Below are 20,106 nucleotides of genomic sequence, written 5' to 3' on the forward strand. Positions count from 1 at the left end.
ACGCGTAGAGTCAATCTTCCTGTTGCCGGCGAGTGAGCTGTAGGAGCGCTGCGTGTCGGAACCTCGGGTCAGACGGGCCGAGATCGCCATCGAACAACACCACGTGGACCGCGTCTACACCCGGCTCGCCGAACTCCGGGTGCAGGCGGAGGCCATGCGGGCCAAGGGTTACGAGATCGGCCACGGCGCCCAGCGCGAAGCTGTTTTCGAGCAGGCGTCGATGCTGTTCGAGCGGGACATGATGGTCCACCACGCGACCCAGACGCTGCAGACCCTCGACGCCGAGTACGAGGGCCTGGTGTTCGGCCGCCTCGACCACACCACCGGCGAGAAGATCTACGTCGGCCGCCTGGGCATCCGCGACGCCGAGTTCGACAACCTCGTGACCGACTGGCGTGCCCCCGCGGCCGCCGCCTTCTACCAGGCCACCGCCGAGGAACCGATGGACGTGGTGCGCCGCCGCGTCATCCGCTGCTCCGGGCAGACGGTGCTCGACGTGGACGACGACGTGCTGATCCCGGACGCCGTCGGCGACGACATGCAGGTGGTCGGCGAGGGTGCGCTGATGGCCGCGCTGGGCCGGTCGCGCGGCGACCGGATGCGCGACATCGTCGCCACGATCCAGAAGGAGCAGGACGAGGTGATCCGCGCACCGTGGCGCGGGGTCACCGAGATCACCGGCGGGCCGGGCACCGGCAAGACCGCGGTCGCGCTGCACCGCGCGGCGTACCTGCTGTACCGGCACCGGCGGCAGCTCGGCGGGGCCGGTGTCCTGGTCGTCGGGCCGTCCGGCGTGTTCACGAACTACATCTCCCGGGTGCTGCCCTCGATGGGCGAGACGAACGTGGAGCTGCGTGCGCTCGGCGCGGTGCTCGACGGCATCGAGACCGACCGGCAGGACCCGGCGCCGCTGGCCGCCATCAAGGGGTCGCTGCGCATGCGCAAGGTCCTGCTCAAGGCGATGCGGGACACGCCGCCGGACGTGCCGGGCGAGATGCGGATCCTCTACAAGGGCGACGTCCTCAAGCTGGGCCGCAAGGAGCTGGAGAAGGTCCGCCGCAAGGTGCACGGGCACGGCGGGCCGCCGAACCGCTCGCGGGTGCGCGCGGCCGAGGCGCTGCTGGCGGCCCTGGCCGACCGTGCCGAGGAGAACGCGCGCACCGACGGCCGCACGGTCGACCGCGACGAGCTGATCCACGATCTCGGCGAACGGATCGACTTCCACCGCTTCCTCGTGGTGTGGTGGCCGGTGCTGTACCCGGGCGAGATCCTGCGGTGGCTGGGCGATCCGAAGCGGCTGGCCAAGGCCGCGCGCGGCGTGCTGACCCCGGACGAGGTCGACCTGCTGGCTGCGTCGTTCGCGGATCGCGAGCGCGAGTGGACGGTCGCCGACGTCGCCCTGCTCGACGAGTTGCGCGTGCTGGCTGGGCCGCCGCCCAAGCGGCGCCGCCGGGCGCAACAGGTCGAGCTGGACGCGGCACCGCCGGAGCGCGGGTTCCAGGGCAAGCCGCACCGGCCGGAGCACTACGACGAGTACTCGCACATCGTGGTCGACGAGTCGCAGGACCTCTCGCCGATGCAGTGGCGCATGGTCGGCCGCCGCGGCAAGTACGCGAGCTGGACGGTCGTCGGTGACCCGGTGCAGAGCTCGTGGCCGGATCCGGAGGAGGCCGCGCTGGCGCGGACCCAGGTGTTCGGCGCGCGGACCCCGGTCCGCCGCTACACGCTGCGCACCAACTACCGGAACTCCGCGGAGATCTTCGACCTGGCGGCGAAGGTGGTCGCCGGGCACGCCGCGGAGGGTGAGCTGCCACGCGCGGTCCGCACCACCGGGATCGAGCCCGACGTGCGCGTGGTCGAACCCGGCGGCGTGGAGAGCGCGGTGCCGGCCGCGGCGAAGGAGCTGCTGGACGCGGTCGAGGGCACGGTGGGCGTGATCTGCGCCATGGACCGGGTCGCCGAGGTCGCCGCGTGGGTGCGCGGCCAGGCGGACGAACGGCTCAAGGTCGTCGGCAGCCTCGACGCCAAGGGCCTGGAGTACGACGCGGTCGTGCTGGTGGAGCCGACCGAACTGATCACCGAGTCGCTGACCGGCCGCCGCGTGCTCTACGTCGCGCTGACCCGCGCCACGCAGCAACTGACCGTCGTGGCGTCCGACGACGACTGGCTGCCTGCGGAAAGGTAGGCGGACGCCCGGTCACATCGCCCCTTGTCGCCCGGCTCGGGACATCCCGGCGCGGGGTTCTCCTCCGCGGGGAAGAGGCGCGGCGTGCCGGGCGTTGGAGGTTGCCGTGAGTTCCCTGTCCGAGGTCGCGCTGTCCGTGCTGGACCTGTCCCCCATCCCGAGCGGCGCGGACGCGCGCACCGCGCTCCGCAACACCGTCGAGCTGGCCCGGCACACCGAGCGACTCGGTTACCGCCGGTTCTGGGTCGCCGAGCACCACAACATGCCGGGCATCGCGAGCTCGGCCACGACCGTCCTGATGAGCCACGTCGCCACCGCGACGGAGACCATCCGCGTCGGGTCCGGCGGCATCATGCTGCCCAACCACGCGCCGCTGGTGGTGGCCGAGCAGTTCGGCATGCTGGAGGCGTTCCACCCGGGCCGCATCGACCTCGGCATCGGCCGGGCGCCCGGCACCGACCATCGCACGGCGATCGCGCTGCGCCGGTCCGCGCAGGCGCTGGGCGCCGACGACTTCCCACAGCAGCTGACCGAGCTGATGGCTTACTTCGACGGCGAGGGCGCGGTGCGCGCGGTGCCGAGGTACCAGCCGCCGATCTGGCTGCTCGGATCGAGCGGGTTCAGCGCCCGCCTGGCCGGGGAGCTCGGGCTGCCGTTCGCGTTCGCGCACCACTTCAGCGCCCGCAACACGATCCCGGCCGTGGAGCTGTACCGCGAGTCGTTCCGGCCGTCCGCGGCGCTGTCCGAGCCGTACGTGATGCTCGGCGCGGCGGTGATCTGCGCCGAGACCGACGAGCGGGCACGGTGGCTGGCCGGTCCGAGCGGACTGCAGTTCCTCAGCCTGCGCCGCGGCAACCCGATCCCGCTGCCCACCCCCGAGGAAGCCGCCGGGTACGCGTATTCGGACCTCGACCGGCTCCTGGTGGACGAACGCCTGGGCACCACGATCCACGGCTCGCCGTCGACGGTGCGCAAGGGCCTGGAGACGCTCGCCGGCGACACCGGCGCCGACGAGATCATGATCACCACGATGGTGCACGGCGTGGCCGATCGGCACCGGTCGTACGAGCTGGTCGCGGAGCTGACGCGGGGGTGACACCGAGGACGGGCGTCACTCGGGTTTCACCGCGCAGAGGCGAGGGAGCCAGGCCGGCGCCCGGCCGGCCTGGCTCCCCGGTCAGGACAGCCAGGCGGTACGCACCGGCGGCATCCCGCTGCCGCCGCGCACCGTCGGCTTCACCGCGAGGATCTGGTTCACCCCGATGGCGCCGCGTTCGAAGCTCAGCGCCGACGCGGCCATGTACAGCCGCCACACGCGGGCGCGTCCGGGGCTGCTGAGGCGCACCGCCTCGTCCCAGTTCGCCTCCAGGTTCGCCACCCACGCGCGCAGCGTGCGCCCGTAGTGCTCACGCAGCGCCTCGACGTCCCGCACCTCGAAGCCAGCGTCCTCGAGCGCCCCGGCCATCACGCTGACCGGTTCCAGCTCGCCGTCCGGGAACACGTACCGGTCGATGAACGACGTCCGCTGGTCACGGGCCGGCGCGGACGGGTGCCGCGAGATGGCGTGGTTGAGCAGCCGCCCCTCCGGGCGCAGCAGCTCGAACAGCGACTTCGCGTACACCGGCAGCATCGAGGCGCCCACGTGCTCGGCCATCCCGATGCTGGAGATCGCGTCGAACGGCCCGTCGGACACCTCGCGGTAGTCCTGCACCCGGATCTCCACGAGATCCGAGAGGCCCTCCTCCGCGACCCGCTTGCGCGCGAAGTCCGCCTGCGCCTGCGACAGCGTGACGCCGACCGCGTGCACGCCGTACTCCTTGGCCGCGTGGAGGACGAACGTGCCCCAGCCACAGCCGACGTCGAGCACCCGCATGCCCTCGCGCAACCCGAGTTTGCGCGCCACCAGGTCGACCTTGGCGATCTGCGCCTGCTCCAGCGTCGTCTCCGGCTCGGCCCACACCGCGCACGAGTAGGTCATGGTCGGCCCGAGCACGAGCGAGTAGAAGTCGTTGCCCACGTCGTAGTGGTGCGAGATCGCCGCCGCGTCCCGCTTGCGCGAGTGCATCCGCCCGCCGAGCCGGATCTCCTCCGGCGGCGGCTTCGGCGGAAAACCCACCACCCCCAGCTTCAGCGCCGTGCGGGCGAGCTCCCGGCGCACGGCCCAGGTCAGGTCGAGGTCGAAACTGCCCTGGTGCACCAGGGCGTCGAGCCGTTCCAGCCCTTCGACGAACGGGCCCTCGAGGTCGATCTCCCCCGCGACGTACGCCCGCGACACGCCCAGCTCGTTGGGCTCGAACAGCAGGCGCCGCAACGCGCGCCGGTGTTTGATGTGCAGCAGCGGAGCGTCCGGCGGACCGGTCTCCGTGCCGTCCCAGCAACGAATCCGAATCGGGACATTCTGGCCCAGCGCCGTGTGCAAAAGCTTTCCTACGGCGCCGGCGACTCCGCCTGCGCTACCCACGAGGCTCATTCAAGCACGCGTCGCGGGAAATAGCTTGTATCAGCGAAGTAGTTCACCAATGCAGTGCATCACCGGAGCCAGGACCGCCAGTTCATCCGGTTTGCCGGAAACGCATTCGGTGATCGCCGCGCCCACGACCTCGAACTCCGCGAGTGCGGACAGCGCCGCGACGAGCTGGTCGATACGCATCCCGCCGGGTTCCGGATAATCCATGCCGGCGAACACAGTGGGATCCAGCACGTCGAGATCGAGGTGCACGTACAGCCGTTCGATTCCGGCGGCCCGCAGCTCGGCGACGATCCGCGACGGTTCCCCGTCCACCGAACGGACCAGCCCCGCCTCGATCGCGGCCCGCTCGGCCGGGTCGACCGACCGGGTGCCGACGAGCACCGCGCGGCCGGGCGCGATCGTCGGCACGGCCGCGAAAGCGGGGTCCCCGTCCCCCAGCAGCGACCGCAGAACCATCCCGTGGAAGCCGCCCGACGGCGAGCTGCCCGGCGTGTTGAGGTCGGCGTGCGCGTCGAACCACACCACGCCGAAACGTTCACCGTGCTTCGCGCGAGCAGCCGCGACCGGCACCAGATCGGCGGCGCAGTCGCCGCCGATCGTGAGCACCGGACCGTCGGCGAGCGCGCCGGTGTGCCGCTTCCGGTTGTCCAGCAACGCGTCCCGGTTCGCGATCCCGTCCACCACGGGCGTGCCACCGGGCGCCAGCGGCACCTCCCGCACCGGCACACCCAGCACGTCACCCGCCCACGCGGACAGGGCCCGGCACCCCGCGGGCAGATCGCCCGCCCGGGGTGTCCGGGCCCCTTGCCACTGCGGTACCGCCTGGATCAGCACGGCGCCGACTCTAGCCAGCGGCGCGCCGGCGGCGCCACGCGGTCGGTTTACTCGAGCACGATCAGCAAATCGCCACCCTCGACCTGCTGGACCGAGTTGATCGCCAGACGCGCCACCCGGCCCGACTCGGCCGCGGTGATCGCCGCCTCCATCTTCATCGCCTCGATGGTCGCGACCGTCGCGCCCGCGGACACCTCGTCGCCCTCGGCGACCTGCAGCGTGACCACCCCGGCGAACGGCGCGGCGACGTGCTTGGGGTTGGCCTTGTCGGCCTTCTCCGCCGCCGGCAGGTCCGCGGCCACCGACCGGTCGCGGACCTGGATCGGGCGCAGCTGGCCATTCAGCGTGGCCATCACGGTCCGCATGCCCCGCTCGTCGGCCTCACCGACGGCCTCCAGCTCGAACAGCAGCCGCACACCCGGCTCCAGGTCGACCGCGTACTCCTCGCCCGGGCGCAGACCGTAGAAGAAGTCCTTGCTGGGCAGCACGCTGGTGTCGCCGTAGGCGCGGCGGTGCTCCTCGAACTCCTTGGTGGGGCCGGGGAACAGCAGCCGGTTCAGCGTCGCGCGGCGGTCCTTCGCCAGGCCCTCGCGGTCCTCCGCGGACAGCTCGGTCTCCCGCTTCGGCTCGGCACGGCCCTCCAGCGCCTTGGTGCGGAACGGCTCCGGCCAGCCGCCGGGCGGGTCACCCAGCTCGCCGCGCAGGAACCCGATCACCGAGTCCGGGATGTCGTAGCGGTTCGGCTCGGCCTCGAACTTCTCCGGCTCCACGCCGGCACCGACGAGGTGCAGCGCGAGGTCGCCGACGACCTTCGACGAGGGCGTGACCTTGACCAGGTGACCGAGGATGCGGTCGGCGGCGGCGTACATCGCCTCGATCTCCTCGAAGCGGTCGCCCAGGCCCAGCGCCTTCGCCTGCGTGCGCAGGTTCGACAGTTGCCCGCCGGGGATCTCGTGGTCGTACACGCGCCCGGTCGGCGCGGCGAGGCCCGCCTCGAACGGCGCGTAGATCTTGCGCACGATCTCCCAGTACGGCTCGAGGTCACCGACCGCCCGCAGGCTCAGTCCGGAGGGCCGCGGCGAGTGGTCGGTCGCCGCGACGATCGCCGACAGCGACGGCTGGGAGGTCGTGCCCGCCATCGACGCGACCGCGCCGTCCACCGCGTCCGCACCGGCGTTGATCGCCGCCAGGTAGGTTCCCAGCTGACCACCCGCGGTGTCGTGGGTGTGGATGTGCACCGGGAGGTCGAACTCCTTGCGCAACGCGGAGACCAGCTTCTCGGCGGCGGGTGCGCGCAGCAGGCCGGCCATGTCCTTGATCGCCAGGACGTGCGCGCCGGCACCGACGATCTGCTCGGCCAGCTTGAGGTAGTAGTCCAGCGTGTACAGCTTCTCGCCCGGGTCGGACAGGTCCGAGGTGTAGCACAGCGCCACCTCGGCGACGGCCTTGCCGGTCTCGCGGACCGCGTCGATCGCCGGGCGCATCTGCTCGACGTCGTTGAGGGCGTCGAAGATGCGGAAGATGTCGATACCGGTGCTGGTGGCCTCCTCGACGAAGGCGTTGGTCACCTCGGCCGGGTACGGCGTGTAGCCGACGGTGTTCCGCCCGCGCAGCAGCATCTGCAGGCAGATGTTCGGCACGGCCTCGCGCAGCTGCGCCAGCCGCTCCCACGGGTCCTCGGCGAGGAACCGCAGCGCCACGTCGTAGGTCGCGCCGCCCCAGCACTCCAGGGACAGCAGCTGGGGCAGTGTGTGCGCCACGACCGGGGCGACGGCCAGCAGGTCCTTGGTGCGCACCCGGGTCGCGAGCAGCGACTGGTGCGCGTCCCGGAAGGTCGTGTCGGTCACGCCGAGCGTCGGCGATTCGCGCAGCCACCGCGCGAAGCCCTCCGGGCCCAGCTCGGTCAGCTTCTGCTTCGACCCCGCCGCCGGCTCGCCCGCGGGCAGCGACGGCAGCTTCGTGGCCGGGTCGATCAGCCGCGGCCGTTCGCCGTGCGGCTTGTTGACCGTGACGTCGGCGAGGTAGGTCAGCAGCCGGGTGCCGCGGTCGGCCGAGTGCCGCGCGGTCAGCAGGTGCGGCCGCTCCTCGATGAACGAGGTGGTGACGCGGCCGGCGGCGAAGTCCGGGTCGTCGAGCACGGCCTGCAGGAACGGGATGTTCGTGGACACGCCGCGGATGCGGAACTCGGCCAGGGCGCGCCGGGCGCGGCCCACCGCGGTCTTGAAGTCGCGGCCGCGGCAGGTGAGCTTCACCAGCATCGAGTCGAAGTGCGCGCTGATCTCGGTGCCGGCGAACGCGGTGCCGCCGTCGAGGCGGATGCCGGACCCGCCGGGCGAACGGTAGGCGCTGATCATGCCGGTGTCCGGGCGGAACCCGTTGGCCGGGTCCTCGGTGGTGATGCGGCATTGCATCGCGGCGCCGCGCAGGTAGACCTTGTCCTGCGACAGGCCGAGGTCGGCGAGCGTCTCACCGGCGGCGATGCGCAGCTGCGACTGCACCAGGTCGACGTCGGTGACCTCCTCGGTCACCGTGTGCTCGACCTGGATGCGCGGGTTCATCTCGATGAAGACGTGGTTGCCGTCCTTGTCGAGCAGGAACTCCACGGTGCCGGCGTTGCGGTAGCCGATCCGGCGGGCGAAGGCGACGGCGTCGTTGCAGATGCGCTCACGCAGCTCGGGGTCGAGGTTGGGCGCCGGTGCCAGCTCGATCACCTTCTGGTGCCGCCGCTGGACCGAGCAGTCGCGCTCGAAGAGGTGGATGACGTTGCCTTCCCCGTCGGCAAGAATCTGCACCTCGATGTGCCGCGGGTCGACGACGGCCTTCTCCAGGAACACCGTGGGATCGCCGAAAGCGGATTCCGCTTCGCGCATCGCGGCCTCGATCGACTCGCGCAGGTTCGCGGGGTCGTTGACGCGGCGCATCCCGCGGCCGCCACCGCCGGCGACGGCCTTGACGAACACCGGGAACCCGATCTCCTCGGCGGCCGCGGTCAGCTCGTCGAGGTTGGTCGACGGCTGCGACGAGCCGAGGACCGGCACGCCGGCCTCACGGGCGGCGGCGACGGCGCGTGCCTTGTTCCCGGTCAGTTCCAGGATTTCCGCGCTCGGGCCGACGAACGTGATGCCGGCGTCCTCGCACGCGCGCGCGAGATCGGGGTTTTCGGACAGGAATCCGTAGCCGGGGTAAACCGCGTCCGCGCCGGCCTTGCGCGCGGCGCGGACGATTTCGTCGACGTCGAGGTAGGCGCGGACCGGGTGTCCCGGCTCGCCGATCTCGTAGGCTTCGTCGGCCTTCAGACGGTGCAGCGAGTTGCGGTCCTCGTAGGGGAACACCGCCACTGTGCCCGCGCCCAGCTCGTAGCCCGCGCGGAACGCCCGGATGGCGATCTCCCCGCGGTTGGCGACCAGCACCTTGCGAAACATGCCCGGTCCTTCCCTGTTCACGGATCGGTGGTGCTGTGACGTTACCCTGCCGATCCCGCTTTTCGGGAGTTCAGTCCCGGGTGATGGACCTCATTCGCGCGCATGCGTATACCGCACGCCTGTGCGGGGAACTCAGCCTGCCGCCGCCGGGGTGCCGGACCGGGTGTAGAGCAGCCGGTTCGGGGTGCCCTGCGGTACGCCGGTCAGCACGTCCGGCGTCGCGTTGCGGATCAGGGCGTCGGTGACCTGCTGGGGCGTCGCCTCCGGGTGCTGGGCGCGGTAGAGTGCCGCGGCGCCCGCGGCGAGCGCCGCCGACATCGAGGTTCCGGAGAACGGCGACGCCGGCGTGCTGCCGGACGCGGTGGACGGCACGTCCACCCCCGGCGCCAGCAGGTCGACCCCCTGCCCGGAGTTGGACTTCGGGGCGAAGGCGTCCGCCTGGTCCACCGCGCCGACGGTCAGGACCTCGGGGATCCGCGCCGGGGAGGAGAACGACGAGTCCACGCCCGACCAGCCGGCCGCGGCGACCACCGGCATCGTCCCGGCGAGCCGGCGCACCGCGTTGTCCAGGGCGTCGCTGGCCGGGCCGCCGAACCCGATGACCGCGACCGCGGGCTGCTTCGCGTTCTGCGACACCCAGTCGACCCCCGAGATGATGTTGTTGAGCCGCCCGTTGCCCGCGTTGTCGAGCACCTTGACCGGCACGATCCGCGCGGCCTTGGCGACCCCGTACCGGGTGCCGGCGACGAGCCCGGCCATCCGGGTGCCGTCGCCGTTGCCGTCGGCCGCGTTGTCCGTGCCGTCCACCAGGTTGCGGCCCGGGCCCACCCGCCCGGACAGGTCCGGCAGCGCCGCGTCGACCCCGGTGTCGATCACGTAGACCGTCACGCCCTCGCCGGTGCTGTCGTAGTGGTAGACGTGGTCGGCGGCCTTGTCCCGCTGGTCGATCCGGTCCAGCGCCCAGCTGGGCGGGTCCTGCTGCGCACCCGGGGCCGCAGCGGCGGGTGCCGCGGCGGCGAGGACGAGGAGTACCGAACCGGCGACCGCGCGCAATCCTGAAAACAGCACGCCCCAGCGTTGCGCCGCTGTCGATCATGCACAACTCGGACCGTCGCCCGATCGTGCGTCAGGACTTCTCGAGGTACTCCGCGCGATCGGAGTCGACCAGGTCCGAGACCATCAGCGCCAGGCCGGGATGCCGCTCCAGGGCCGGGTCGCCGCTCACGATCTCCTGCGCCCGTTCCCGCGCCCGCGCGATGACCTCCTCGTCGCGCAGCAGGGACAGCAGCTTGAGCCCGGACCGCTTACCGGACTGGGCCGCACCGAGGATGTCGCCCTCCCGCCGCAGCTCCAGGTCCAACCGGGACAGTTCGAAGCCGTCCGTTGTGGACTCCACCGCGGCCAGCCGCTCCCGTGTCGCGGTGCCGTCCAGCGTTTCGGTGACCAGCAGGCACAAGCCCGGCACGCTGCCCCGGCCCACCCGGCCACGCAGCTGGTGCAGCTGGCTGACACCGAACCGGTCGGCGTCCATGATCACCATCATGGTCGCGTTCGGCACGTTCACGCCGACCTCGATCACCGTGGTCGCGACCAGCACGTCCAGGTCTCCCGCGGCGAACGCCCGCATCACCGCGTCCTTCTCGTCCGGCGGCATGCGGCCGTGCAGGATGCCGATCCGCAGCTGCGACAGCGGGCCGTTCGCCAGTTCCGCGGCGACGTCGAGCACCGCCAGCGGCGGCCGCCGGTCACCGCCGTTCGCGTTCGACGCCGGTTCGTCGCCGATCCGCGGGCACACCACGTACGCCTGGTGACCCTTGCGGACCTCCTCGATCAGCCGCTGCCACGCGCGGTCCAGCCACGCCGGCTTCTCCGCCACCGGCACCACGCTGGTCTTGATCGGCGAGCGGCCGACCGGCATGTGCCGCAGCGCCGAGGTCTCCAGGTCGCCGTACACCGTCATGGCGACCGTCCGCGGGATCGGCGTCGCCGTCATCACCAGCACGTGCGGGCTGCCGCCGTTCGCCGCGCGCGAGCGCAGCGCGTCCCGCTGCTCGACGCCGAACCGGTGCTGCTCGTCCACCACCACGAGCCCCAGGTCGGCGAAGGACACGGTGTCCTGGATGAGCGCGTGCGTGCCGACGACGATCCCCGCGGCACCACTGGCGGCGTCCAGCAACGCCTGCTTGCGTTCCTTCGCCGGCATCGACCCGGTCAGCAGCGTCACCTTCGTCGCGTTCTCCGCCGCACCCAGCTCCCCCGCCTGGCCCAGGTCGCCGAGCATCTCCCGCAGCGACCGGGCGTGCTGCGCGGCGAGCACCTCGGTGGGCGCGAGCATCGCCGACTGCCGCCCGGCGTCGACCACCTGGAGCATCGCCCGCAGTGCCACCACCGTCTTGCCGCTGCCCACCTCGCCCTGCAGCAACCGGTTCATCGGGTGCTCTCCCGACAGATCGGCCGCGATGTCCTCGCCCACCGCGCGCTGACCCTCGGTCAGTTCGAACGGAAGCCGCCGGTCGAACGCATCGAGCAGACCGCCGGTGGTGCGCGCGCAGGCCGGCGCCGGCCGCGACACCGCGGAGAACCGGCGCTGCGCGAAGATCAGCTGCACCGCCATCGCCTCGTCCCACTTGAGCCGCTTCTCCGCGGCTTCGCGGGCGGCGTGGTCCTTGGGGCGGTGGATGTTCTGCAGCGCGTCGAACAGGTCCATCAGGTGGTAGCGCTCGCGCAGCGCACGCGGCACCGGGTCCTCCTCCCGCTCCAGGGTGTCCAGCACCTGCCGCACACAGCGGGCGATGGACCAGGACGGGATGCCGGATGCCGCCGGGTAGACCGGGATGATCGCGCCGAGGAAGTCGTCGAGCGCGCTGTCGTCGTCGCCGTCGACCATCTGGTACTCGGGATTGGCCAGCTGCAACGTGTTGCGGAACGCGGTCACCTTGCCCGCGAACAACCCGGTGCGGCCCAGCCGCAGCTGCCGCTCGTGCTGGTGCGGGCGGCCGAAGAACGCGCAGGACAACCGGCGGTGGCCGTCGGTGATGACCAGCTCCAGGATGTGACCCGGCTTGTTGCGCATGCGGCGCATGGTGACCTTCTCCACCCGGGCCATCACGGTGGCGTGCTCGCCGATCTCCAGCCCCGCGATGTCGGTCAGCTCGCCGCGCTCGGCGTAGCGGCGCGGGTAGTGGCGCAGCAGGTCGGCGACGGTGTGGATGTCCAGCGACTCGGCGAGCGCCTTCGCGGTCTTGGCGCCCAGCAGCGGGGTCAGCTTGTCACGCAGTCCGGTCACGCGCGTTCACTCCACACCGATCAGCAGCACGGCGTCCGCCTGCCCGCCGGGGTAATCCACGAACTCCACCTCCGGTCGCCGCGCGCGCAGCCGCTCCCGCAGCTCGCCGGTCAGGCCCGCGGGCGCCGCCGTCCCGGTCAGCACCGTGACCAGCTCGCCACCGACGGCCAGCATCCGCTCCAGCACACCCATCGCGGCGTCCGCCGGGGAGGACCCTTCCGGTTCGACGAGCACGACCTCGCCGTCGACGAACCCGATCAGGTCACCCGCGTGGGCCCGCCCCACCCAGGTTATCGACTCCTCCGCGGCCACCACGAGCTCGCCACGCCGGGTCGCCGCGGCCGCCTCCGCCATGGCCACCACGTCGTCGTTCGCGCGGCGCTGCAGGTCGTGCACCGCCAGCGCGGCGAGCACCTGGACCGGGGAGGCGCACGGGATGACCACGACGTCCCGGTCGCCGATCATCGGGTGTCCCGCGGCGTCGTCGGCGGCCCTGGTCAGCCCGGCGCCGCCGGCCAGGACGGTGACGTGCCCGGCCGCCCGTTCGGTGATCAGGCCGAGCATCTCCTCGACGCTGGGGGTGGCGTGGTCCGGTACCGCGAGCACCGCGAAACCCTCGTCACGCAGCAGCGCGGCCAGCTCCTCGCCGTGCACCACGGCGACCACGGCGCGGTCCGGGCCGGACGGCGGCTCGATCGGCGTCGGGGTGATGAGCGGTTCGACGCGGATCCCGCTCGGACGGCCGGCCCGCAACCCGGCCTCGATGGCGGCGCCGATGTCCGCGCAGTGCACGTGGACCGCGTGTCCCCCGGCGCCGTCGCCGGCCACCGTGACGCTGTCACCGAGCTCGGACAGCGCGCGGCGCAGCACCGGCACCTCCGCGTCCGCGACGCCGTCCAGCAGGTACATGACCTCCCACGCGTAGGGGGCCGGGCCGGTGTCCGGTTCGCCGCCGCTGTGCGCTTCGCACGAGTGCGGGACCTCGGTCTCGCTGCCGGTGACCACGCCGGCGAGCGCGTCGAAGACGGCGACCAGCCCGCGCGCACCGGCGTCGACCACCCCGGCCGAGGCGAGGACGGGCAGCTGGTGCGGGGTCTGTTCGAGCGCTTCGGAGGCGGCCTTCGCGGCGACGGCCACGACGTCCGGCAGCTCCCCGGGCTGCACGGCGACCGCCTGGGCGACGGCCTGCAGGACGCTGAGCATCGTGCCCTGGACCGGCCGGGCGACGGCGTCGGTGGCGGCGCGGTGCGCGCTGGCCAGCGCCTTCGCCAGGGCCGGGCCGTCCAGTTCACCGGCGCTGCTGGTGCTGCCGGTGCTTTCGGCGAGACCGCGCAGGACCTGCGAGAGGATGACGCCCGAGTTGCCGCGCGCGGCGGCGACGGCCCCACGGGCGAGGACGGACAACGCGTGCGCAGCGCTCGTGACCGGCTCGGCGGCCAGCCGGGCGTGCGCACCGGACATGGTGTGCAGCAGGTTGGAGCCGGTGTCGGAGTCGGCGACCGGGTAGACGTTGATGCCGTTGATCGCCGGGCACAGCACCTCCAGGCTGTGCACGCAGGCCGCCGCCCACGCTGTGATGGCATGCTCGTCCAGAGCCCGCACCGTCGCCCTCCTCCCTGGTCAGGCCAGGGTAGCGACCCGGGCGCGGGGCGGCGAAGCACCGTCGTTTACTATGGTCACCAGTGTCCGGCCCGCGCCGGGCGTGTTTTGTCTTCCCTGATCGTCAAAGGAGTTCGACGTGGCTGCCGTGTGCGACGTCTGTGGCAAGGGACCGGGCTTCGGCAAGTCCGTCTCGCACTCCCACCGGCGTACCAACCGCCGCTGGAACCCGAACATCCAGACCGTGCACGCCAGGATCGGCGTGTCGCAGCGCAAGCGGCTGAACGTCTGCACGTCGTGCCTGAAGGCCGGCAAGGTCGTTCGCGGCTAGTTTCTGCAGACTTCACGAAACGGCGGGTGCCCTGAGGCATCCGCCGTTTTCGCGTGCCCGGGGTGGCGCTAGAGTACGCCGCCGTGGCTGGGAAACCGTTGCACGAAATCGTCGAGGCCGGCTGGGCGAAAGCACTGGATCCGGTGGCGGACCGCATCGCCGCGATGGGCGAGTTCCTGCGGGCGGAGATCGCCGCCGGACGCAAGTACCTCCCGGCGGGCGAGCACGTGCTGCGGGCGTTCCAGCAGCCGTTCGACGACGTCCGGGTGCTGATCGTCGGACAGGACCCGTACCCCACGCCCGGGCACCCGATCGGGCTGTCCTTCGCGGTGGCGCCGGACGTGCGGCCGCTGCCGAAGAGCCTGATCAACATCTACCGGGAGTACTGCGACGACCTGGGCCACCCGGCGCCGTCCAACGGTGACCTGACGCCGTGGGCGGAGCAGGGGGTGCTGCTGCTCAACCGGTCGCTGACCGTGCGGCCGGGCTCCCCCAACTCGCACAAGGGCAAGGGCTGGGAAGAGGTCACCGAGCAGGCGATCCGCGCGCTGGCCGCCCGCGGCAAGCCGATGGTGGCGATCCTGTGGGGCAGCAACGCGCGCAGCCTGAAGCCGCTCCTCGGTGGCGTGCCGTGCCTCGAGTCGGTGCACCCGAGCCCGCTGTCCGCGCACAACGGCTTCTTCGGCTCCCGCCCGTTCAGCCGGGCGAACGAGCTGTTGCAACGGCAGGGCGCCGAGCCGGTGGACTGGAAGCTCCCCTAATCCAGCCGCCGCAGGGCGCCGCGGAACCACTGCGCCCGCTCGACGTAGCCGTCCACCACCTGCTTGATCTTGTCCGCCCCGAAGGACTTGTTCTCCCGCACCTTCGCCGGCACACCGAGCGCGATGTGCCCGCCCGGCACGTGTGAGCCGTACGACAGCACCGCACCGGCGCCGACCATCGCGCCGTCGTCGAGCACGCTGCCGTTGAGCACCACCGAACCGGACGCGATCAGGCATCCGCTGCCGATCCGCGCGCCCTCGACGTGCACCGCGTGCCCGATCGCCGACGACGGGCCCAGGATCGTCGGGTCCTTGGCCGTGCAATGCAGCACGGATCCGTCCTGCACGTTGGACCGCGCGCCGATCTCGATGAACCCGTGGTCGCCGCGCAGCACCGCCTGCGGCCACACCGACGCGTCCGGCCCGATCCGGACGTCACCGATCACCGTCGCGTCCGGATGCACGAACGCGGACGGGTGGATCGACGGGGTCAGCTCACCGAGTGCGTAGATCGCCACGATCGTCCTCCAGGTCTTTGCCCAGGCACACCGAGAGCGGATCGTCCCGGTAGATGCCGAACTTCGGGATGCCGGTGTAGCCGGCGGACCGGTACAGCGCGATCGCCTCCGGCTGCTTGCGCCCGGTCTCCAGCACCAGCCGCCTGCGCCCGGCCACGCGCGCCGTCCGCTCCAGTTCGGCGAGCACCGCCCGGGCGAAACCCCTGCCCCGCGCGGAATCCACCACGTACATCCGTTTCAGCTCGGCCTCGTCCTCGCCGCGGACCCGCCAGCCACCGCACGCCACCGGTTCCCCGTCCACGTAACCGACCAGGAACAACCCGTGCGGCGGTGCGAACTCGGCCGGATCGACCGGGGTCGCGTCGGTGTCGCCGTACCGCACCACGTACTCCTGCTGCACGGCGTCGATCAGCTTGACCGCGTCCGGCTCGTCGTAGGCCACCACCCGGAGTTCCACGACGGCCAATCTAGAGAGCTAACGCCAATGCTCCCAGCCGCTTTCGCCGTGGTACTGCTCACCGTCCACGGTCACGCCGGAATCCGGCATGGTGACCGAGCCGATCCGGCGCCACCCGCCCGGCAGGTCCGCGAACGACGGGAACGTCGCCACCAGCGCATGGTCCTCACCGCCGGTCAGCACCCACGTCATCGGGTCGGCACCCAGCGCGGTGCCCACGTCCACCAGCTTCTGGTCGACCTCCAGGTGCTCGGTGAGCACGTCGATGCCCACACCGGACGCCTCGGCGATGTGACCGAGGTCGGCGAGCAGCCCGTCGGAGACGTCGATCATCGCCGTCGCCCCGGCCACCGCGGCCGCGGGGCCGGCCGCGTAGTCGGGCTCGGGCGCGCGCTGCGCGTTGACCACCGCGACCGGCGAACGGAACCCGCGGCCGAGCGTGGCGAGGCCCGCCGCCGCCCAGCCGAGCCGTCCGGACACCGCGACGATGTCACCGGGCCGCGCACCGGACCGCGTGACCGGCTCGCGGCCCTCCAGGTCGCCGAGCGCCGTGATGCTGACCACCAGCTGGTCGGCGCGCACCATGTCGCCACCCACCACCCCGGCGCCGGCGCGCTGAGCTTCCGCCCACAGCCCGTCGCTGAGCTCCTGGACGACGTTCGCCGGGGTGTCCGGCGGGCAGGCGAGCCCGACGAGGACGGCGGTGGGCACCGCGCCCATCGCGGCCACGTCGGCGAAGTTCTCCGCGACCGCCTTGCGCCCGACCTGCTCCGGCGAGGACCAGTCCAGCCGGAAGTGCACGCCCTGCACGAGGACGTCCGTCGTGGCGACGACGCGCCCGTCCACCGCGGCCACGACCGCGGCGTCGTCCCCCGGGCCGAGCAGGGTGGACCCGGGCTGCCTCCGGTTCCCGGTCACCGCCCGGATCAGGCCGAACTCACCCATCCCGGCGACGGTCCCGGAGCCGGATGCCTGGTTGCCTGACATGCGTCACCTCGGTCGCTCGACGGTCGGATGATGCGGCGCGTTCTGACCACGCACACGCAGGTTAATCGGCCCACCGCGCCGCCCGGGCAGGACGCGCCGGACACCCGCCGTGAGCCGTGGCCGGAGCCGCGGATAACGCGGGAAACGGGACACTGCGCCTTTTGACGTTGCGCCGGGCGCAAGAGGCACCCGCGAATGGTGATACGGGCCACATCTACTGCCTGCTAAGGTGTCGAGCGCGCAGCTGAGCGCCATGGGGAGGGAGCGCCACGGCATGGCCGACTGGACGGACACCGGCTTGACGGAAGTATTCGGCGACCGGGAACAGCTCAGAGAAATGGGCGATCAAGCTCGGCACTTGCTGGCCGAAGCCAAGTCCGGTGGCTGGGCCGTGGACGAAGAAACCGGCACCCATCTCCGCAACGCGATCGCCCAGGCCGAGGACCGGTTCTCGCGGATCGCGATCAACATCAACCGGTTGCGCCGTAAACCAAATTTCGGCCACGACGACTACGCCCAACAGGCAGCTGCTCACTTTCAGGCCGCGATGGACTCCGACCAGCAGTCGCTGATACCCGTTCTTGAAACAATGCTGGAAAATCTCGGGACCATTCGTGAAGCACTGGACGTAGCGACGAAAAACTACGACGCATCGAACCAGGTAGCCACGCAATACCTCGGCACATTCAGGGATGCGGAGCAGTGACCAGAAGAATGGCGATAATCGCGCTCACCTGCGCGGTAATTTCCACGGCCGGGTGCACCACCACCGTGTCTGGCATGCCATCCCCGGCGACAAGCGGGAAATCAACCTCAGCACACACCGACGATCCGTTCGGCGGAATGGTCGCCTGTCAAGTGTTGGACCAGCTCAATGCCAGTCAGGGCTTCAATCCCGGCGACAACATCAGCCATCGCAACGAGTGCACCGCGACAAAACCTGGTCTCGGCAGTAACGGACTGGCCCTTGATCCAGTGCAAGGGCTCGCCGAATTCCGCAGAACCGACCCGCAGGCGATCGACACCAACGTGAGCGGTCGCCGGGCACTACAGGTACAGAACCCACTCGATTGCACCATCGCGTTCGAGGTGAGCGAACACGCCCGTGTTCTCGCCCAGATGGCCATGTCGATGCCGGAACGCAACGCGGAGGCGTGCCCGCTGGCGCACGACCTGGCCGTGCGCGTGGAGGCGCTGTTGCCGCAGCGCTGAGAAGGGCGGGACCAGCCTGCCGCCGGCTCCCGGATCGGGCCGGACCCGCCCGTCTCCGGGTGGTTGACCTGCATCACGTCGGTCGCTCGATAGTCGGATGACCTAGATTCGTGCTCGGTGCGGTAGGTTCTGACCACGTTCCTACCTTGAGTTCAACGCCGGAGACGAAGGGGCGCGCGCCGTGGTCCACGCATACATCCTCATCCAGACCGAAGTCGGCAAGGCGGCCGCGGTCGCGGCGGAGATCGCCGGCATCCCCGGTGTCACCAGTTCCGAGGATGTGACCGGCCCCTACGACGTCATCGTGCGCGCCGAGGCCGACAACGTCGACCAGCTCGGGCAGCTGGTCGTCGCGAAGGTGCAGGGTGTCGAGGGCATCACCCGCACGCTGACCTGTCCCGTGGTGCATCTGTAAGCGATGCCGGAAACCGAGACCGGGGCACCGCCGCGGACACTGCTCGTGCTCGCGGCCGTGCTGGTCCTCGTCCTCGCGGCCGGGGTGGCGGTCGCTGGGCTGGTGATGCGCTCCGGCCGCGACGAGAACGGTGCGCTGGCGCTCGTGCCGGTGGACGCACCGCAGGCCGCAGCGCCCGAGTGCGCGCAGCTGATCCCGGCGCTGCCCGCCCAGCTGGACTCGAAGGGCACCGCGCTGACCCGCCGGACGATCGCGGAGCCCGCCCCGCCGGCCACAGTGGCGTGGGGTGCGCCGGACGCCATCGTCCTGCGCTGCGGTCTGGGCAAACCGCCGGAGCTGACCCAGACGAGCCAGCTGCGGCTGGTCAGCGGCGTGCAGTGGCTGCCGGTCGAGGGCCCCGGGTCCTCCACCTGGTACGTGGTCGACCGCGCGGTGTACATCGCGCTGACCGTGCCGGACTCCGCGGGCACCGGACCGCTGCAGGAAATCTCCGACACCATCGCGGCGACGCTGCCGCCGGTGCCGCTGCGGTTCTAACGCAGCCCGGTGCCGCGCGCCAGCGCCGTGTCGATCAGGGTCGTCAGCAGCGTGCGGTAGTCCACGCCGGTGACCTGCCACATCTTCGGGTAGGCCGAGGTCGCGGTGAACCCGGGCATCGTGTTGACCTCGTTGACCGTCAGGTCACCACCCGCGCCCACGAAGAAGTCCACCCGCGCCAGGCCCTGGCAGTCCAGCGCCCGGAACGCCTTCACCGCCTGCGCGCGCAGCTTTTCGGTGACCGAGTCGTCCAGCTTGGCGGGGATGTCCAGCTCGGCGTCCTCGCCGAGGTACTTCGTCTCGAAGTCGTACCAGGCGGACTCGTCGTCGGAGAGCACGCGCACCTCGGCCGGCAGCGACGCCTCCACCCGGCCGTCCGGGAACTCCAGCACCCCGCACTCGACCTCGCGCCCCGGCACCGCCGCCTCGACCAGCACCTTCGGGTCGGTCTCCCGCGCCAGTGCGATCGCGGCGTCCAGGTCCGCCCAGTCGGTCACCTTGCTGATGCCGATCGAGGACCCGGCCCGCGACGGCTTGACGAACACCGGCAGGCCCAGCCGTTCCCGGTCCGCGTCGTCCAGAGTGGACTGGTCGCGGCGCAGCTCGACGTACCGGCCGACCGGCAGCCCTTCGGCGGCGAGCAGCTTCTTCGCGTAGCCCTTGTCCATCGCCACCGCGCTGGCCAGCACGCCGGGCCCCACGTACGGGATCCCGGCCAGCTCCAGCAGGCCCTGCAGCGTGCCGTCCTCGCCGAACGCACCGTGCAGCACGGGGAACACGACGTCGACCCCGCCGAGCGCGTCGGCTCCGGGCTCGGTCACGACCAGCTCGCGCAGCGTCGGGTCCCCGGCCAGGACGAGCGACCGGCCACCGTCCACCGAGGGCAGCCGGCGGTCCTGGATGGTCAGGGTCTCCGGGTCGGCGGTGCCGAGCACCCAGCGGCCCTCGCGGGTGATGCCGATGGGCACGGCCTCGAACCGGTCGCGGTCCAGGTGCGCCAGCACGCTGCCGGCCGACACGCACGAGATCGTGTGCTCGGTGCTCCGGCCGCCGAACACCACGGCCACCCGCGTCTTCCTCATGGCCGGTCAC

18 protein-coding genes are annotated in these 20,106 nt (G+C 71.7%); 8 read left to right on the top strand and 10 right to left on the bottom strand.

Going from position 1 to position 20,106, the window contains the following annotated elements:
* Positions 1–52: 52 nt before the first annotated feature.
* A complete protein-coding gene (locus tag FHX46_RS22175; protein ID WP_167118403.1) occupies positions 53–2,185 on the top strand; it encodes a HelD family protein in 2,133 nt (710 codons plus the stop codon).
* Positions 2,186–2,291: 106 nt separating this feature from the next.
* Positions 2,292–3,281 (top strand): LLM class flavin-dependent oxidoreductase, encoded by a 990-nt coding sequence (locus tag FHX46_RS22180; protein WP_167118405.1) that lies wholly within the window; start codon positions 2,292–2,294, stop codon positions 3,279–3,281.
* Between the two features lie 81 nt (positions 3,282–3,362).
* Here FHX46_RS22180 and FHX46_RS22185 read toward each other — a convergent pair whose 3' ends face one another.
* The 6 genes from FHX46_RS22185 to FHX46_RS22210 form a co-directional block, all read right to left on the bottom strand.
* Positions 3,363–4,496 (bottom strand): cyclopropane-fatty-acyl-phospholipid synthase family protein, encoded by a 1,134-nt coding sequence (locus FHX46_RS22185; protein WP_313886219.1) that lies wholly within the window; start codon positions 4,494–4,496, stop codon positions 3,363–3,365.
* 189 nt (positions 4,497–4,685) lie between these two features.
* Positions 4,686–5,489, bottom strand: coding sequence for an arginase family protein (locus tag FHX46_RS22190; protein ID WP_167118410.1), 804 nt, complete (start codon positions 5,487–5,489; stop codon positions 4,686–4,688).
* A gap of 47 nt (positions 5,490–5,536) precedes the next feature.
* The gene (locus FHX46_RS22195; RefSeq protein WP_167118413.1) at positions 5,537–8,911 is read right to left on the bottom strand and encodes a pyruvate carboxylase; all 3,375 of its coding nucleotides are present in this window, start codon (positions 8,909–8,911) and stop codon (positions 5,537–5,539) included.
* Between the two features lie 132 nt (positions 8,912–9,043).
* A complete protein-coding gene (locus FHX46_RS22200; protein ID WP_167118416.1) occupies positions 9,044–9,979 on the bottom strand; it encodes a S8 family peptidase in 936 nt (311 codons plus the stop codon).
* Between the two features lie 58 nt (positions 9,980–10,037).
* A complete protein-coding gene (gene recG / locus FHX46_RS22205; RefSeq protein ID WP_167118418.1) occupies positions 10,038–12,197 on the bottom strand; it encodes an ATP-dependent DNA helicase RecG in 2,160 nt (719 codons plus the stop codon).
* A 6-nt stretch (positions 12,198–12,203) separates the two neighbouring features.
* On the bottom strand, positions 12,204–13,799 hold the full coding sequence (locus FHX46_RS22210) for a DAK2 domain-containing protein (protein WP_167118421.1): 1,596 nt from the start codon (positions 13,797–13,799) through the stop codon (positions 12,204–12,206).
* A 136-nt stretch (positions 13,800–13,935) separates the two neighbouring features.
* Between FHX46_RS22210 and rpmB the strand changes: the two genes are divergently transcribed.
* Entirely contained in the window at positions 13,936–14,127 is a 192-nt protein-coding gene (rpmB, locus tag FHX46_RS22215; protein WP_167118423.1) for a 50S ribosomal protein L28, read from the top strand.
* A gap of 83 nt (positions 14,128–14,210) precedes the next feature.
* The gene (locus tag FHX46_RS22220) at positions 14,211–14,888 is read left to right on the top strand and encodes a uracil-DNA glycosylase (protein WP_167118426.1); all 678 of its coding nucleotides are present in this window, start codon (positions 14,211–14,213) and stop codon (positions 14,886–14,888) included.
* Here FHX46_RS22220 and FHX46_RS22225 read toward each other — a convergent pair.
* Genes FHX46_RS22225 through FHX46_RS22235 form a run of 3 tightly spaced genes read right to left on the bottom strand, consistent with a single transcriptional unit; the run spans position 14,885 to position 16,850 of the window.
* A complete protein-coding gene (locus FHX46_RS22225) occupies positions 14,885–15,406 on the bottom strand; it encodes a gamma carbonic anhydrase family protein (RefSeq protein WP_167118429.1) in 522 nt (173 codons plus the stop codon). The genes FHX46_RS22220 and FHX46_RS22225 overlap by 4 nt on opposite strands.
* Entirely contained in the window at positions 15,384–15,863 is a 480-nt protein-coding gene (locus FHX46_RS22230; RefSeq protein ID WP_167118431.1) for a GNAT family N-acetyltransferase, read from the bottom strand. Before FHX46_RS22230 ends, FHX46_RS22225 begins: the two co-directional genes overlap by 23 nt.
* An 18-nt stretch (positions 15,864–15,881) precedes the next feature.
* Complete coding sequence (locus tag FHX46_RS22235; RefSeq protein ID WP_167118434.1) at positions 15,882–16,850, bottom strand: thiamine-phosphate kinase; 969 nt, start codon at positions 16,848–16,850, stop codon at positions 15,882–15,884.
* 274 nt (positions 16,851–17,124) lie between these two features.
* Between FHX46_RS22235 and FHX46_RS22240 the strand changes: the two genes are divergently transcribed.
* The 4 genes from FHX46_RS22240 to FHX46_RS22255 all read left to right on the top strand — a co-directional run bounded on the left by FHX46_RS22240 (position 17,125) and on the right by FHX46_RS22255 (position 19,014).
* Positions 17,125–17,556: a hypothetical protein gene (locus FHX46_RS22240; RefSeq protein WP_167118436.1), complete on the top strand. Its 432-nt coding sequence runs from the start codon at positions 17,125–17,127 to the stop codon at positions 17,554–17,556.
* A gap of 74 nt (positions 17,557–17,630) precedes the next feature.
* Positions 17,631–18,062 (top strand): DUF3558 domain-containing protein, encoded by a 432-nt coding sequence (locus tag FHX46_RS28295; RefSeq protein WP_208400243.1) that lies wholly within the window; start codon positions 17,631–17,633, stop codon positions 18,060–18,062.
* A gap of 181 nt (positions 18,063–18,243) precedes the next feature.
* Entirely contained in the window at positions 18,244–18,477 is a 234-nt protein-coding gene (locus FHX46_RS22250; protein WP_017987495.1) for an Lrp/AsnC ligand binding domain-containing protein, read from the top strand.
* A gap of 3 nt (positions 18,478–18,480) precedes the next feature.
* The gene (locus tag FHX46_RS22255) at positions 18,481–19,014 is read left to right on the top strand and encodes a DUF3515 domain-containing protein (RefSeq protein ID WP_167118439.1); all 534 of its coding nucleotides are present in this window, start codon (positions 18,481–18,483) and stop codon (positions 19,012–19,014) included.
* On the opposite strand, the gene FHX46_RS22260 is transcribed toward FHX46_RS22255, so the two are convergent.
* Positions 19,011–20,096: a D-alanine--D-alanine ligase family protein gene (locus FHX46_RS22260; protein WP_167118440.1), complete on the bottom strand. Its 1,086-nt coding sequence runs from the start codon at positions 20,094–20,096 to the stop codon at positions 19,011–19,013. The two genes, FHX46_RS22255 and FHX46_RS22260, sit on opposite strands and share 4 nt — an antisense overlap.
* Positions 20,097–20,106 lie beyond the last annotated feature (10 nt).

It is taken from the genome of Amycolatopsis viridis (genome assembly GCF_011758765.1).
In the GTDB taxonomy this organism is placed as follows: domain Bacteria; phylum Actinomycetota; class Actinomycetes; order Mycobacteriales; family Pseudonocardiaceae; genus Amycolatopsis_E; species Amycolatopsis_E viridis.

Coding starts and splice junctions, on each gene's coding strand:
- FHX46_RS22195 (WP_167118413.1), bottom strand. CDS start 8,911: ATGTTTCGCAAGGTGCTGGTCGCCAACCGCGGGGAGATCGCCATCCGG.
- FHX46_RS22235 (WP_167118434.1), bottom strand. CDS start 16,850: ATGTCAGGCAACCAGGCATCCGGCTCCGGGACCGTCGCCGGGATGGGT.
- FHX46_RS22240 (WP_167118436.1), top strand. CDS start 17,125: ATGGCCGACTGGACGGACACCGGCTTGACGGAAGTATTCGGCGACCGG.
- FHX46_RS28295 (WP_208400243.1), top strand. CDS start 17,631: ATGCCATCCCCGGCGACAAGCGGGAAATCAACCTCAGCACACACCGAC.
- FHX46_RS22255 (WP_167118439.1), top strand. CDS start 18,481: ATGCCGGAAACCGAGACCGGGGCACCGCCGCGGACACTGCTCGTGCTC.
- FHX46_RS22260 (WP_167118440.1), bottom strand. CDS start 20,096: ATGAGGAAGACGCGGGTGGCCGTGGTGTTCGGCGGCCGGAGCACCGAG.